The following is a 13,789-nucleotide window of genomic DNA, read 5'->3' on the forward strand; positions in this document are numbered from 1 at the left end:
ATCCGGGTTCTTGACCTGATCCGGGGCGTGCGGGGGAATGCCGGTCGCCGCACGCGGAGCGGGCATCGGGAATGATGACCACATGGGGCGAGCAACGGGGCGGACGCGGACGAGACGGATTCCGCGGGCCGTCCTGGCGCTCCTCGCGGCCGCGGGCGTGGCGCTGCCAGGCACCGTGCTCACGGAAACGGCGCTGCCGGGTACGGCGGCGCGGGCCGACGACGGGGAGCGCCTGCTGTTCCGGTTCCGGGACGAGCGCATCACCGAGTCGAGCGGCCTGGCCGTCTCGCCCACCCACAAGGGCATCGTCTACACCCACAACGACAGCGGCCACCTGGCGCAGGTCTTCGCGGTCGGCCCGGACGGCCGCACCCGCGCCACCTTCACGATCGGGAACGCCGAGGCCAGGGACTGGGAGGCCATCGCGGCCTCCGTCGATCCCGCCACCGGCCGTGGAGTGCTGTGGATCGGCGACATCGGGGACAACCTCGCGGACGGCGGGAAGAACGGCTGGCCGGACGTGTCCGTCTACAAGGTCGTCGAGCCCCGGACGATGGCGGACGCGACGCTGCGGGCCGTCCGGTACCGCTTCCGCTACGCCGACGGCCCCCGCAACGCCGAAGGGCTGATGGTCAACCCCCGCACCGGCCGGCTCTACGTCGTCAGCAAGGAGTTCTCCGGGAGCGTCTACGCCGCCCCCGCGAAGCTCCGTACCGACCGGGTGAACGTCCTGCGGCGGGTCGGCGACGCGCCCCTCATGGCCACCGACGCGGCGTACGCCCCCGACGGGTCGAGCTTCGTCGTCCGCACGTACTTCTCCGCGTCCGTCTACCGCGCGCCCGGGAAACCGCTCACGCGCGTCGCGATGCCGCCGCTCGACCAGGCGGAGTCGATCGCGTACACCGGCGACGGCATGGCCCTGCTGACCGGGAGCGAGGGCGAGAGGAGCCCGGTCTACCGGGTGGCTCTGCCCGCCGCCGCGCGGCCCAGCCCCGCCCCGAGCCGGGTCCGGGCCTCCGCGAGGCCGCGTGCGGTCGCGGCGCGGGGCGAGGAGGCCGAGGGGAACGGCGGGCTGGGCGTGCCGATGCCGGTGTTATGGGCCGCGGTCGCCCTGGGAGCGATCGGGGCCATCGGGTTCCTCGCCTACCGTACGGGCCGCTGAGGCCGTTCCCCGAGGGGCCGGGCGCCGTCGGCGCCCGGCCCCTCGGGGGAGCTCCGGCGGATCAGGCCCTGCCGCGCGCGGCCCCGGGCGGGATCCGCCGGACTCCCGGCGCCACGGGCCTCAGCCGTGCGCGTACAGGCGGTGGACGAACTCGGCGAGTTTGCTGTCGGGCAGTTCCTTGGCGAGGTCGGCCTCGCTGATCATCCCGACGATGCGATGGTTCTCGATCACCGGCATCCGCTTGATCTGGTGCTCCTCCATCTTCACGAGGGCCTCCTCGACGCTGGCGCCGGCGTCCACCCAGACCAGGCCGCGGGCGAGCTCGCTCGCCGTGGTCTGGTCGAGGTCCTTGCCCTCCGCGACGCACTTGATGACGATGTCGCGGTCGGTGATGATGCCCTTGAGCCGGTCGTCGTCCCCGCAGATGGGGAGCGCGCCGACGTTCATGTCCCGCATCATCTCCGCGGCCCTGCGCAGGCTCTCGTGCTCGCCGACGCACTCGGCGCCCTCGTGCATGACCTGGCCCGCGGTCTTGTTCACTCCCTCTGTGGTCATGGCTTACCCCCGATTCCCTCTTTTGGGGGGTTATGCCCCGTTATATCCGTGATTCACAGTCGGGGCAGGAAGTGCTCCCCGCGCAGCGCGCGCTCCACGAGCGTGATCGACTCGGCCAGCCGGACGAGGCGGGGCCCCTCCCGCCGGTAGGCGTCCAGGACGGAGGCGACCGCGTGCGGCGGCAGGTGCTCCTTGAGATCGACGGCGGCGCCGCGGTATCCCTCCCTGGCCGCCTGGATCGAGGCGCCCACCTGCTGCCGGGCCATCCGGGCGAGCGCGAGCGGATAGCGGCGCAGCACGCCGTACGCGCGGTAGTCCGGCGGCACGGCGTCGAGCAGCCACGACACGGCCGACGTCTCCCAGTCGGGGCTGCCCGGCGGGCGGACCTCCGGCGGCCAGCCGGGTGGCACGTACACCCCGCAAGCATACCGAACAGAGGTTCGATCACGACGTGGCGGCTCCGGTCGCGAGACAATGACCCACATGCTGTCGACAACCTTGGCGTCATGAGAATCGGGATCGTCGGTGCCGGCATCCTCGGCCTGGCCGTGGCGCGGCGGATGGCGCGCGAGGGCGCCGAGGTGACCGTGCTGGAGAAGGAGTCCCGCGTCGCGGCCCACCAGACCGGGCACAACAGCGGGGTCGTGCACGCCGGGATCTACTACCAGCCCGGCTCGCTCAAGGCCACGCTCTGCCGGGAGGGCGTCGCGATGCTGCGCGAGTACTGCGCCGAGCACGGTCTGCCGTACGAGGAGGCGGGCAAGCTCGTGGTCGCCTCGACCCGGGCCGAACTGCCGGGGCTGCGCCGCATCGCCGAGCGGGCCAGGGAGAACGGCGTGCCCGGCGTCGCCGAACTCGACGCGATCGGCCTGCGGGAGATCGAGCCGTACGCGGCCGGGGTCGCCGCCGTCCACTCGCCGCACACCGCGATCACCGACTTCGCGGCCGTCGCGCGCCGCCTCGCCGCCGACGTGGCCGAGGCCGGCGGGTCCGTACGGCTCTCGCATCCCGTACGCGCGATCCGGCAGACCACGGACGGCGTGCTCGTGGCGGCGGGGCGGGAGAGGTTCGCCTTCGACCGGCTGATCTCCTGCGCCGGTCTCGGCACCGACCGCGTGGCGGATCTGGCGGGGGCCGGCGGCGACGTGCGCATCGTCCCCTTCCGGGGGGAGTACTACCGGCTCGCCGGACCGGCCGCGGGCCTCGTACGCGGGCTGATCTATCCCGTGCCGGACCCCCGCTACCCCTTCCTCGGCGTCCACCTGACCCGCCGGATCGACGGAGAGGTCCTGGCCGGGCCCAACGCCGTCCCGGCGCTCGCCCTGGAGGGCTACTCGTGGGGCCGCGCCTCGCTGCGCGACCTGCGCGGCATCCTGTCCTGGCCGGGCACCGGGAAGATGGCGGCCGAGCACTGGCGGACCGGCGTGCGCGAGGTGTACGGCTCGCTGGTCAAGCGGGCGTTCACCGCCGCCGTCCGGCGGTACGTGCCCGCGCTGACCTCGGCCGATCTCGTCCGCACCGGATCCGGCGTGCGGGCCCAGGCGGTGACCAGGGACGGCCGGCTCCTGGACGACTTCGCGATCGACGTGCGCGGGCGGATCGTGCTGGTGCGCAACGCGCCGTCGCCGGCCGCCACGAGCAGCCTGGCCATCGCGCGGCACATCGCCTTAACGGTTCCCTTAACCTCCTAGGTCTAGAGTTCTGGCGCCATGGTCGCTGAAACTTCCGAAGCCAGGCTGCTGATCGTCGAGGACGAGCCGAACATCCTCGAACTGCTCGCGGCCAGCCTGCGCTACGCCGGGTTCGAGGTCCACACCGCCTCCGACGGCGGCGCGGCGGTCGCCGCGGCCTACCGGCACCGCCCGGACCTGATCGTGCTCGACGTCATGCTGCCCGACATGGACGGGTTCGACATCGTACGGAGGCTCCGCGGCGGCGGCACCCACACTCCCGTCGTCTTCCTCACGGCGCGGGACGCGACCGAGGACAAGATCCGGGGGCTGACGCTCGGCGGCGACGACTACGTGACCAAGCCGTTCAGCCTGGAGGAGGTCGTCGCCCGCATCCGGGCCGTGCTGCGCCGCGCCGCCGGAGACCCGCTGCCGGCCCCGCCGCGGCTGACCTTCGCCGACATCGAACTGGACGAGGAGTCCCACGAGGTCTGGCGCGGCGGCCATGTCGTGTCGCTGTCGCCCACGGAGTTCAAGCTGCTGCGTTACTTCATGGTCAACGCCGGTCGGGTGCTGTCCAAGGCGCAGATCCTCGACCACGTGTGGGACTACGACTTCCGCGGCGACGCCGGGATCGTCGAGTCGTACGTCTCGGTGCTGCGCCGCAAGCTCGACAACGCCGAGTCCAGAGCCCACCCTCGGCTCATCCACACGCTGCGCGGCGTCGGCTACGTCATGCGCACCCCACCCACCCGGCCCTGAGCCGTACTCCCGAGGGCCCCGCCGCAGATCCGACTCAGGACCGCCACGAGCATCGTCACGCCATGAATTCACCTGAAAGCACTGAGTCACAACAACGTCCGTCATAGCATCGCTGCTATGTGCTGGGGTACCGTTGAGCTGGAACCAGAGGTTCGGCAGTGGCTGGAAGACCTGCCTGCCGAATCGTTTGCGAGGGTGGTGTTCTATGTCGATCTGCTTGCGGCAGAGGGGCCTCTACTGGGGGAGCCTTACACCAAACAGCTGGACGGCAGGTTACGCGAGCTACGGTTCCATCTCAACGACATCGCCGTCCGAATCACCTACTGGATAGCCTCCGGTCGCAGGATCGTGCTTCTGACGGTGTTCTACAAGTCGCGCCCACGCGATGACCGTGAGATAGAGCGGGCTCGTCGAGCCTTGCGTCGTTGTGTCGAGTCGGCGCACACCGTGGACGAGGAAGAAGAAGCGGTATGAGCGAGCAGGAGACCTGGCGGGAGCTCCGGGATCGCCGGATGGCCGAGCCCGGCGCGGCAGAGGCATATGAAGCAGCGCGTCTCGCCTACGAGCTGGGCAGGGCTGTCCGCGCGATGCGGGAGACGCGTGGCTGGAGCCAGAACGATCTGGCTCGTGAGGCCGGCATGACCCAGTCGGCGGTGGCGCGGTTCGAGGCGGGAGGGACGGTCCCCACCCTGCCTGTCATCGAGCGTCTGGCGAACGCTCTGGACGCGGAGGTCGAGGTCCGTCTTACACCGCGCGCTCCCGCTGCGTGACCACGCCCCTTACGGTGTTCCAGTTGCCGGTGGCTCAGCGGGGGCGGGGAAGCCTTCGTCGGGGAAGGCGGTGGTCGTCGCGGGGAGGACGACCTGGTCGCCTTCGGAGAGGCCGGTGACGACCTCCACGTAGGTGTCGCCGCGTACGCCGACTCCGACCGTCCGCCGGACCTGGGCGCCGCCGTCGGCCACCATGACCACCGCCGTGCCGTCGCTCTGGACGCGTACGGCCTGGGAGGGGACGTAGAGCGCGTCGGCCGCCTCGTCGGTGGTCACCCGGACGGTGGCGCTCTGCCCCAGCAGCAGCCGGGCGGGGCGGCTGTCGAGGTCGATGCGTACGCCGTAGCGGACGAGCCGGTCGGAGGTGGTCGCGGTCGGGTCGATGTGGGCGACCGTCCCGCTGAATTCCCGTCCCGGTTGCGTGGGCAGCGTGACGACGGCGGGCTGACCGGTCTTCAGGAAGCGGATGTCCGACTCGGTGAACAGCGCCTGCACCTGGAGGTTGTCGAGATCGCCCAGGGTGACGAAGGCGCCCGAGGTGTAACGGGAGCCTGTGGTCCCCGCGATCGACAGCACGGTGCCGTCCGCCGGAGCCTTGATCCGGACGCCCGCGAGGGCCTCCTTGGCCTCGGCCAGTTCGGTCGTCGCCTGGCTGACCTGCGCTTCGGCCTGTGCCTCGGTGAGCCGCGCGCCGCCCTGACCCGCCTGTCCGCCACGGCCGTCCTGCCCGGCCTGACCCGCCTGTCCGCCTCGACCGCCGGACTGACCGCCGCCGAGGCCCGTACGTCCCTGAGTGCCGCGGCCTTCCTGTCCCTGCCGGTTCTGTCCCTGACCGCCCTGGCCGGGTGCGCAGGTGCCGGAGGGACGGCCGGGGGAGGGGCTCGCCGCGGCGGACGGCTTTCCCTGTTGCCCGGGTGACTGCTCGGGTGGTGCGGTGGGCGGAATCGAGATGCTCACCTCGGGATCGGGCCCGGTCCTGCCGTCGTGTCCGGGGTTCGGGCGGTGCGTCCGCGTCGGATGCGGGTGCGGGTGCCGGCTCGGCGAGGACGTTGGCTTGGGTTCGGGCTTGGGATCGGGCTTTGGTTCGGAACCGCCCCCCTGGTACGACACGAGCATGCTGCTCGCGGTGCCCGTCGTTCCGTCGCCCGCGTAGATCTCGGTGTCTTGGCTGATCGCGAGGACGGTGCTCGTGCCGCCGGTCGGGGCGTACGCCGCGAGCAGGGCCGTGGCGGCCGCGGGCACCCGGTCCACATCCCAGGAGGAAACGGCCCGCGCCCGGGTGCCGGACGAGGGCCGGGCGGACGGGCGGGCCGTGGGACGCGGGGACGGCTGCGCGGTCGGGTGCGCCGAAGGGTGGGCGGAGGGCGTCGGGCAGGTGGCCTGGCCGCCGCCGGAACCTCCCCGCCCGGCTGATCCGGCGCCCGCCCCGGTGGTGCCTGCGCCGGTTGCCCCTGCGCCGGTCGTTCCCGGGCCCGAGCGACCGCTGGGGGCGCCGGTATTCGATCCGGCGGCGCCGGCTCCCGCTCCACTTCCCGTCCCGGTGCCGTGTGCGGATCCGGCCGCGGCGGTTCCCGCTCCGGCGCCGCCTGAAGATGTGGCGGTGCCGTTCCTGACGTCGTCGAGGGTCTCGCGGGCGGCGGCGAGGGCGGCCTTGGCGGCCTCGTAGTCCTCCCGGGCGATGGTGTCGTCGATCCGGGCGAGGACCCTGCCCCGGCGGACCTTCTCTCCCACCTTGACGTAGACCTTCTCGACCACGCCCTCCGCCCCGAAGGCGAGATCGCGCACCCCCGTGTCGACGGTGTTGCCCGCGGCCGAGACGTACGCCGTGACCGTGCCCCGCCTGACCGAGGCGAGCGACATCCGGCCGGCGTCGGAGGGGTCGCCGCCGGTGGCGGAGATCACGGCGACGCTCGCGATGACGATCCCCGCCAGCGCGAGCCCTCCGACGCGGTATGGAGCGCTCGATCTCATGGCGGTCATCCTGCTGGCGCCACGTCACCGATGGCTTGGCCGCACCTGAAAGTTGTCTGTGTATGCGGACTGTCAGCAAACCCTCAGCATCGGCCGAGGTTGCCCGAAGCGGGGTTTGCCAGGGTTCCACGTCGTGAAGCTGTCGACGAAGCGCCGGACGCTGGTCATCAACGGCGTCCTGGTGGTGCTGCTGCTCGGCGGGATCGCCGCGGCCTGGGCGTCACTGGGAGGCGACTCCTCCGCCGGGGCCGCGCCGCTGACGACCCGGGTGACCCGCGGCACCGTGCTCGCGTCGGTGTCGGCGTCCGGTTCCGTCGAGAGCGCCCGGACCCGGACGCTCTCGTTCGGCACGAACGGTACGGTGGAGGCCGTGCTGGTCGAGACCGGCGACAAGGTCAGGAAGGGCCAGGTGCTCGCCCGTCTCGACGACACGGCGGCCCGGGAGAGCCTGGAGGCGGCCAAGGCGAGCCTGGACGCCGCCGACGACGCCGACACCTCGACGGCCTCGGGCTACTCGCAGTACATCAGCGCGAGGAACGCCTACCGGTCGGCGAAGCGGGCGCTGGCGGGAACGGTGCTCAAGGCGCCGTTCGCGGGGATCGTCACGGCGGTCAACGGCGCGGAAGGCGGGTCCTCGGGCGGGTCCGGCGCCTCCTCCTCCCAAACCGGGCAGGGACAGTCCCAGTCTCAGTCACAGGGCGGGTCCGCCGGTTTCGTCGAGATCGCCGACCCCGCGCGGCTGCGGATCGTGGGCGACTTCACCGAGGCCGACGTCACCAGGATCAGGACCGGCCAGCCCGCGACGGTGACCTTCGACGCCCTCACCGGGGTGACGGCCGCCGGCAAGGTGTCCGTGATCGACCCGCAGCCGCAGACGAACAACAACGTCGTCCAGTACGCGGTGACGGTCACGCTGACCGGCGTCCCCTCCTCCGTACGGCTCGGGCAGACGGCCACGGTCCAGGTGACGGTGGGCAAGGCGGACGACGTGCTCACGGTGGCGTCCTCGGCGGTCACCACGGCGGGCGGCCAGTCGCTGGTGACCGTGCTGGAGAACGGCAGGCAGGTGGTGAGGCGGGTGGAGGCGGGCCTGAAGGGCGACACGACCACCGAGATCAAGTCGGGGCTCCAGGAGGGCGACCAGGTGGTCCGGCCCCAGGCCACGACCACCGGCGGAGGCGGCGGCATCCAGTTCCCGGGCGGTGGAGGCGGATTCGGCCGCGGCTTCGGCGGCGGCGCGGGTGGAGGCGCGGGGGGCGCGAACAGGGGCGGTGGTGGCCGATGAACCCCACCCCGCCGCCCGTGCTCGTCCTCGGCCAGGTCACCAAGGTGTACGGCGAGGGCGAGACCGCGGTGCGCGCGCTGCGCGGGGTGTCGCTCACGGTCGAGCGCGGCGACTACGTGGCGATCATGGGGGCCTCGGGGTCCGGCAAGTCGACGCTGATGAACATCATCGGCTGCCTTGACGTGCCGTCCGGCGGCACCTACCACCTGGACGGCACCGACGTCGGCGCCCTGGACGAGCGGCGGCTGGCGATCGTCCGCAACCGGAAGGTGGGGTTCGTCTTCCAGTCGTTCAACCTGATCCCCCGGATGAGCGCGCTCGCCAACGTCGAGCTGCCCCTGGCGTACGGCGGGGTCCACGCCGCGGAGCGGCGCCGCCGGGCGCTGGCCGCGCTCGACCGGGTGGGGCTGGCCGACCGGGTCCACCACCAGCCCAACGAACTGTCCGGCGGCCAGCAGCAGCGGGTGGCGGTGGCCCGCGCGCTCGTCACCGCGCCGACCCTGCTGCTCGCGGACGAACCCACGGGGGCCCTCGACAGCACGTCCAGCGGAGACATCATGAGCATCTTCGACCGGCTGAGCGCGAGCGGCCGGACCCTCGTCCTCATCACGCACGAGGAGGAGGTCGCCGCCCACGCCAAGCGGGTCGTCCGCCTCATGGACGGCCGGATCGTGGACGACGTGCGCACCACCCCGGTGGGCGGCCTGCCTCCGCGGCTCGCCGGGGTGGCCTCGTGAACGCCGCGGAGGTCCTGCGCTTCGCGCTGCGCGGCCTGGCCGCCAACAGGATGCGCAGCGCGCTCACCATGCTCGGCATCCTGATCGGTGTCGCCGCGGTGATCCTGCTGGTCGCGGTGGGCGAGGGGTCCTCCCGGCAGATCCAGCAGAACATCCAGCGGCTCGGGGCGAACTCGCTGACCATCACGCCCTCCACCTCGGGTGGCGGAGGGGGACCCGGCGGAGGGTTCGCCCGGCTCCTCGGCGGCGGAGGTGGAGGCGGGGGAGGCGGTGGCCAGGGCGCGCGGCAGAACACCGGCCCCCGCACCCAGGCCAGGGACCTGACCCTGGACGACGCGCGGGCGCTGGCCGACCCGGCGAACGCCCCGTCCGTCAAGAGCGTCTCGCCGGTCGTGACCGCCCAGTCCCAGACCGCGACGTACGAGGGGGCGAGCCACTCGATCGGGCAGCTCGTCGGCACCTATCCGAGCTACTTCGAGACGTCCAACAAGCCGGTCGTCAAGGGCGCCTACTTCTACAACGACGACGTGCTCGCCGCACGGAAGGTCGTGGTCATCGGGCACACGGTGGCCGAGGACCTGTTCGGCGCGGTCGATCCGGTCGGCCGGCAGATCACCGTGTCGGGCGTGCCCTTCACGGTCGTGGGCGTGCTCAAGGAGGCCGGCTCGTCGGGGTTCCAGGACGCCGACGACCTGGCGATCGCCCCGCTGCCCGCCGTACAGCAGAGCCTGACGGGGTTCGGGCCGCTGGGACAGATCCTCGTGCAGGCGAAGAGCGCCGAGACGGTGGACGCGGCGCAGAGCGAGGTCGCCGGGGTGCTCGACCAGCGGCACGGGATCACGAACGCGGCGGGCGCCGACTACCGCATCCTCAACCAGGCGACTCTGCAGGAGACGGTCAGCGCGGCGACCGCGACGTTCACGGTCCTGCTCGGCGCGGTGGCCGCGATCAGCCTGCTCGTCGGCGGCATCGGCATCACCAACATCATGCTCGTCACGGTCACCGAGCGGACCCGGGAGATCGGCATCCGGAAGGCGATCGGCGCGCCCAGGGGGGCGATACTGGGACAGTTCCTCGCCGAGGCGACGATGCTCAGCCTGGTCGGGGGCCTGCTGGGCGTGCTGATCGCGGTCGTCGGCGCACAGTTCACGATCGCGGGCGTACGGCCGGTCATCGTCCCGGCCTCGATCGCGCTGGCGCTGGGCGTGTCGGTCGCGATCGGCCTGTTCTTCGGCAGCTATCCCGCCAACCGCGCCGCCGGACTGCGGCCGATCGAGGCCCTGCGCTTCGAATGACCCGGACCCCCAATCCACAACCCGAGCCGCGGACCCACAGAAGGGAGACGGATGTGAGCAGACACGACACAGAGGAGCTTCTGGAGAGCTCGCCGTTCGGCGACGACCTCCAGGAGGTGCTGGCGGCGCATCCGGCGCGGGCGGGCGCGTCCAGGGTGACCCTGGCCCTGGCCGGAGGCGTCCTGCTGGTGGCCGGGCTGCTCCTCGGCATCCAGGCGCACAAGCTCTTCGGCGGTTCCGCGGCGGGACCGGGCCGCGCCGCCGGGGCGGGAGCGTACGGCGGCGGCCAGGGCCCCGCCGGTGTTCAGGGCGGCCAGGGCGCCGCCGGGGGCGGGTACGCGCGAGGCGGAGCCTTCGGCGGTGCGGGCGGCGGCACGGGCAGGGGCGCCGGAGCTGGAAACGGAGGCGGAGGCGGAGGCGGCGCGGGTGGCATGACCTTCGGCACCGTCAAACTGGTCGACGGCGACAAGATCTACGTCCAGACCATGAGCGGTGGGGTGGTCACGGTCACCACCTCCCGGGACACCCGCGTCCAGGTGACCCGGGCGGGCAAGGTCGCGGACATCGAGCCCGGCAGCTTCGTCACCGTCGCGGGGACCGCCGACGCGGAGGGGCAGGTGGCGGCCACGTCCGTCACCCAGGGCTCGCCCGCCGGCAGGAGGGCGGGCTCGTGACCACCGAGGGTCGTCTGCTGGTCGTCGACGACGAGCCCGACATCAGGGAGCTTCTGTCCGCGAGCCTGCGGTACGCCGGATTCGAGGTGATCACGGCCGCGACGGGGCGTGAGGCGGTGGAGCTCGCCGGACAGGCGCGCCCGGATCTGGTCGTGCTCGACGTCATGCTGCCCGACCTGGATGGTTTCGCCGTCTCCGACCGGCTCCGCCAGACGGGGCGGCGGATCCCCGTGCTGTTCCTCACCGCGAGGGACGCCGCCGAGGACAAGCTCGCCGGTCTCGGCCGCGGCGACGACTACGTGACCAAGCCGTTCAGCCTGGAGGAGGTGCTCGCCCGGATCCGGGCGGTGCTGCGCCGCACCCGTTCGGGCGAGCCGCTCCCCGCCCGGCTGTGCGTCGCCGACCTGGAGCTCGACGAGGAGTCGCACCAGGTGTGGCGCAGCGGCGCGCCGGTGCGGCTCTCGCCCACCGAGTTCAAGCTGCTGCACTACTTCATGGCGAACCAGGGCCGGGTGCTGTCGAAAACGCAGATCCTCGACCACGTCTGGCGCTACGACTTCGGCGGAGACCGCAACGTCGTCGAGTCGTACGTCTCCTATCTGCGGCGCAAGGTGGACGCGGTCGAGCCGAAGCTGATCCACACCCTGCGCGGTGTCGGCTATGTCCTCCGTGCCCCGCGTGCGTGAGCGGCTCCGCGCCATGACCGGGGCGGGCCGAAGGCTGCGCCTGCTCGGCGTCCGCGAGCTTCGGCGGCGGGCCGCGCGGACCCCGCTGTGGCTGCGGCTCGTCGCGGGGACGCTGCTGCTCGTGACGCTCGCGATCGCGCTGACCGGCGGTTTCGCCGTACAGCTCCTGCGCGGTTATCTGGTGGACCGGGTCGACGCGCAGCTCTCGGCGTTCGCCCGGCGCCCGTCGGAGCCGCCTTCCGTGTCGCGGCCGAGAGACCCGGACACGGAGACGTTCTCACGGCCGCCGAGGCAGTTCGGCTTCTTCTACATCGTCCTGCTCGACAATGACGGCAGGCTGCTGCACACGGTGCAGGAGCCGCCGAACTCCGATCCGCCCGTGCTGCCCAAGCCGAGGGCGGACCGCGGGCAGTGGCTGTTCACGGTCGAGTCCCCCTCGGGGGACCGGTGGCGGGGGATCGTCGTGCGCGAGGAGCGGCGTGCCCGCTTCCGCGTCGCGGCGGTGAGTCTCGCCGACATCGACGGCACGGTCTCCCGGCTCGCGATGATCGTCACCGGGGTGGGCCTCGCCGTGGTCGTCGCGCTCGGGGTCGCCTGCTACTGGCTCGTACGGCACAGCCTGCGTCCGCTCGGGGAGATCGAGCGGACGGCGGAAGCCATCGCGGCGGGCGATCTGTCGCGGCGTGTCCCGCTCCGCCACCGGCGCACGGAGATGGGCAGGCTCGGCCGGTCCATCAACGGGATGCTCACCCAGATCGAGACGGCGTTCCGGGAGCGGGAGGCGTCGCAGGAGCGGATGCGCCGCTTCATGGCCGACGCCTCCCACGAACTGCGTACGCCGCTGACCTCGATCCGGGGCTACGCCGAGCTGTACCGGCAGCAGCGGTCGCAGGATCCGGAGACGCTGCTTCGCCGCATCGAGGACCAGGCCGTACGGATGGGGTTGCTGGTGGACGACCTGCTGCTGCTCGCGCGGCTCGACCAGCAGCGTCCGCTCGAACGCCGCCCGGTCGACGTGCTCAGCCTCGCGGCGGGGGCGGTCCTGGACGCGCAGACCCTGGCGCCGGACCGGGAGATCGACCTGCTCCGGCTGGACGGGTCGGACGGGCCGGTGCGGGTGCTCGGCGACGAGGCGCGGCTGCGGCAGGTCGTCGGCAACCTGGTGAGCAACGTCCTGCGCCACACGCCCGACGGCACCGCCTTCCGCGTCGGCGTGGGCAACCTGCCGGGCCCGTTCGCGGTGATCGAGGTGGCCGACGACGGGCCCGGTCTCGCGCCCGGCGACGCCGGCCGCGTCTTCGAGAGGTTCTACCGCGCCGACCCCGCCCGCAGCCGGTCCGACTCCGGCGGAACGGGACTGGGGCTGTCCATCGCCGCCGCCCTCGTGCAGGCGCACGGCGGCACCATCACGGCGGACAGCGAACCCGGGCGCGGCGCGGTGTTCCGCATCCGCATCCCCGCCTGCCCGCCCGTCGAGAAAGGCTGACAGATGCCAGGCACTTCGAGATCCGCCTTACGTCGTCCGTACGCCGCCGTGGTCGCGGTGCTCCTCACGGCCACGGTGGCCGGCTGCGGTGGTGGAGACGCCGGCGCCGGTGGCGCTGCGGCCGGTGGTGGCGCGGGTGGTGGCGCTGCGGCCGGTGGCGCGAGTGGCGGCGCGGGTGGCGGCGGTGGTGCGGGCGGTGCCGCGACCGCCGGCCGGGCCGCGGACGCCGGCTCCCGGGCGGCGTTCGCCGAGTGCCTGCGCCAGAACGGCGTCGCGCCGCCGAGTGGCCGCCCTACCGCGTGGCCCAGCGGGCGGCCCACCGATTGGCCCAGCGGGCGGCCGACCGCGTGGCCCAGCGGAAGGCCCAGTGGCAGGCCGGGCGGGGGCTTCGGCGGGTTCCGCTCGATGGACCCGGCGACGCGGAAGGCGTTCGAGGCGTGCCGCTCGCTGATGCCGCAGGGAGGCCAGGGCGGTTTCGGTCGGCGCGGTGGAGATCCCCAGGCCTTACAGGCGTTCCGCACCTGCATGAAGGACAACGGCGCCGAGATCTCCGGCGCGGTCCGCGTCCGTGACCTCGCGACGGCGGACCCCAAGGCTGCCAAGGCGTACGAGAAGTGCAGGGTGCTGCTGCCCACCGCCACGCCCACCCCCGCCCTCGGCGCCTGACGACCCGCGCGCTGACGACCCGGACGCCGTCCGCCGCTCGCGGCCGGGTGCCGGCGAAACGGGCCGGCCG

The 13,789-nt window shown here is 72.8% G+C and carries 15 protein-coding genes; 12 read left to right on the forward strand and 3 right to left on the reverse strand.

The genetic code is table 11. The annotated features are described in order from the left end of the window. Nucleotides 1-82 precede the first annotated feature (82 nt). Complete coding sequence (locus tag HHX33_RS31515; RefSeq protein ID WP_182877769.1) at nucleotides 83-1,162, forward strand: hypothetical protein; 1,080 nt, start codon at nucleotides 83-85, stop codon at nucleotides 1,160-1,162. 120 nt (nucleotides 1,163-1,282) lie between these two features. On the opposite strand, the gene HHX33_RS31520 is transcribed toward HHX33_RS31515, so the two are convergent. After that, nucleotides 1,283-1,717: a CBS domain-containing protein gene (locus tag HHX33_RS31520; RefSeq protein WP_182877770.1), complete on the reverse strand. Its 435-nt coding sequence runs from the start codon at nucleotides 1,715-1,717 to the stop codon at nucleotides 1,283-1,285. A 53-nt stretch (nucleotides 1,718-1,770) separates the two neighbouring features. After that, nucleotides 1,771-2,133 (reverse strand): hypothetical protein, encoded by a 363-nt coding sequence (locus tag HHX33_RS31525; protein WP_117408357.1) that lies wholly within the window; start codon nucleotides 2,131-2,133, stop codon nucleotides 1,771-1,773. 90 nt (nucleotides 2,134-2,223) lie between these two features. On the opposite strand from HHX33_RS31525, the gene lhgO reads away from it, so the two are divergent. The 4 genes from lhgO (at nucleotide 2,224) to HHX33_RS31545 (ending at nucleotide 4,919) form a co-directional block, all read left to right on the forward strand. Next, nucleotides 2,224-3,408, forward strand: coding sequence for an L-2-hydroxyglutarate oxidase (gene lhgO / locus HHX33_RS31530; protein ID WP_182877771.1), 1,185 nt, complete (start codon nucleotides 2,224-2,226; stop codon nucleotides 3,406-3,408). Between the two features lie 18 nt (nucleotides 3,409-3,426). Then, nucleotides 3,427-4,149: a response regulator transcription factor gene (locus tag HHX33_RS31535; protein ID WP_182877772.1), complete on the forward strand. Its 723-nt coding sequence runs from the start codon at nucleotides 3,427-3,429 to the stop codon at nucleotides 4,147-4,149. Between the two features lie 117 nt (nucleotides 4,150-4,266). Continuing rightward, nucleotides 4,267-4,623 carry a type II toxin-antitoxin system RelE/ParE family toxin gene (locus HHX33_RS31540; protein WP_182877773.1) on the forward strand — a complete coding sequence of 119 codons (357 nt, stop codon included), beginning with the start codon at nucleotides 4,267-4,269 and terminating at the stop codon, nucleotides 4,621-4,623. Next, entirely contained in the window at nucleotides 4,620-4,919 is a 300-nt protein-coding gene (locus HHX33_RS31545; protein ID WP_182877774.1) for a helix-turn-helix domain-containing protein, read from the forward strand. Before HHX33_RS31540 ends, HHX33_RS31545 begins: the two co-directional genes overlap by 4 nt. 9 nt (nucleotides 4,920-4,928) lie before the next feature. Here HHX33_RS31545 and HHX33_RS31550 read toward each other — a convergent pair whose 3' ends face one another. Then, complete coding sequence (locus HHX33_RS31550) at nucleotides 4,929-6,890, reverse strand: efflux RND transporter periplasmic adaptor subunit (RefSeq protein WP_182877775.1); 1,962 nt, start codon at nucleotides 6,888-6,890, stop codon at nucleotides 4,929-4,931. Nucleotides 6,891-7,023: 133 nt separating this feature from the next. On the opposite strand from HHX33_RS31550, the gene HHX33_RS31555 reads away from it, so the two are divergent. The 7 genes from HHX33_RS31555 to HHX33_RS31585 are packed head-to-tail and all read left to right on the forward strand — an operon-like array spanning nucleotide 7,024 to nucleotide 13,719. Beyond that, nucleotides 7,024-8,175 carry an efflux RND transporter periplasmic adaptor subunit gene (locus tag HHX33_RS31555; RefSeq protein ID WP_182877776.1) on the forward strand — a complete coding sequence of 384 codons (1,152 nt, stop codon included), beginning with the start codon at nucleotides 7,024-7,026 and terminating at the stop codon, nucleotides 8,173-8,175. Continuing rightward, nucleotides 8,172-8,912, forward strand: a complete 741-nt coding sequence (locus HHX33_RS31560; RefSeq protein ID WP_182877777.1) for an ABC transporter ATP-binding protein — start codon at nucleotides 8,172-8,174, stop codon at nucleotides 8,910-8,912. The genes HHX33_RS31555 and HHX33_RS31560 overlap by 4 nt, the downstream gene beginning before the upstream one ends. Continuing rightward, complete coding sequence (locus tag HHX33_RS31565; protein WP_182877778.1) at nucleotides 8,909-10,207, forward strand: ABC transporter permease; 1,299 nt, start codon at nucleotides 8,909-8,911, stop codon at nucleotides 10,205-10,207. Before HHX33_RS31560 ends, HHX33_RS31565 begins: the two co-directional genes overlap by 4 nt. A gap of 53 nt (nucleotides 10,208-10,260) precedes the next feature. Next, nucleotides 10,261-10,881: a hypothetical protein gene (locus HHX33_RS31570; RefSeq protein ID WP_182877779.1), complete on the forward strand. Its 621-nt coding sequence runs from the start codon at nucleotides 10,261-10,263 to the stop codon at nucleotides 10,879-10,881. Next, entirely contained in the window at nucleotides 10,878-11,567 is a 690-nt protein-coding gene (locus tag HHX33_RS31575; protein WP_182877780.1) for a response regulator transcription factor, read from the forward strand. The genes HHX33_RS31570 and HHX33_RS31575 overlap by 4 nt, the downstream gene beginning before the upstream one ends. Continuing rightward, nucleotides 11,542-13,053 carry a sensor histidine kinase gene (locus HHX33_RS31580; protein ID WP_259403068.1) on the forward strand — a complete coding sequence of 504 codons (1,512 nt, stop codon included), beginning with the start codon at nucleotides 11,542-11,544 and terminating at the stop codon, nucleotides 13,051-13,053. Before HHX33_RS31575 ends, HHX33_RS31580 begins: the two co-directional genes overlap by 26 nt. Before the next feature lie 3 nt (nucleotides 13,054-13,056). Continuing rightward, nucleotides 13,057-13,719: a hypothetical protein gene (locus HHX33_RS31585; RefSeq protein WP_182877781.1), complete on the forward strand. Its 663-nt coding sequence runs from the start codon at nucleotides 13,057-13,059 to the stop codon at nucleotides 13,717-13,719. The last annotated feature ends 70 nt before the right edge of the window (nucleotides 13,720-13,789 follow it).

The organism is Microbispora sp. H10670 (assembly GCF_014161385.1).
In the GTDB taxonomy this organism is placed as follows: Bacteria; Actinomycetota; Actinomycetes; order Streptosporangiales; family Streptosporangiaceae; genus Microbispora; species Microbispora triticiradicis.

Excerpts from the sequence above, each read along its gene's own strand:
- HHX33_RS31515 (WP_182877769.1), top strand. The coding sequence starts at position 83 with ATGGGGCGAGCAACGGGGCGGACGCGGACGAGACGGATTCCGCGGGCC.
- HHX33_RS31520 (WP_182877770.1), bottom strand. The coding sequence starts at position 1,717 with ATGACCACAGAGGGAGTGAACAAGACCGCGGGCCAGGTCATGCACGAG.
- lhgO (WP_182877771.1), top strand. The coding sequence starts at position 2,224 with ATGAGAATCGGGATCGTCGGTGCCGGCATCCTCGGCCTGGCCGTGGCG.
- HHX33_RS31535 (WP_182877772.1), top strand. The coding sequence starts at position 3,427 with ATGGTCGCTGAAACTTCCGAAGCCAGGCTGCTGATCGTCGAGGACGAG.
- HHX33_RS31540 (WP_182877773.1), top strand. The coding sequence starts at position 4,267 with ATGTGCTGGGGTACCGTTGAGCTGGAACCAGAGGTTCGGCAGTGGCTG.
- HHX33_RS31545 (WP_182877774.1), top strand. The coding sequence starts at position 4,620 with ATGAGCGAGCAGGAGACCTGGCGGGAGCTCCGGGATCGCCGGATGGCC.
- HHX33_RS31550 (WP_182877775.1), bottom strand. The coding sequence starts at position 6,890 with ATGAGATCGAGCGCTCCATACCGCGTCGGAGGGCTCGCGCTGGCGGGG.
- HHX33_RS31560 (WP_182877777.1), top strand. The coding sequence starts at position 8,172 with ATGAACCCCACCCCGCCGCCCGTGCTCGTCCTCGGCCAGGTCACCAAG.
- HHX33_RS31580 (WP_259403068.1), top strand. The coding sequence starts at position 11,542 with ATGTCCTCCGTGCCCCGCGTGCGTGAGCGGCTCCGCGCCATGACCGGG.
- HHX33_RS31585 (WP_182877781.1), top strand. The coding sequence starts at position 13,057 with ATGCCAGGCACTTCGAGATCCGCCTTACGTCGTCCGTACGCCGCCGTG.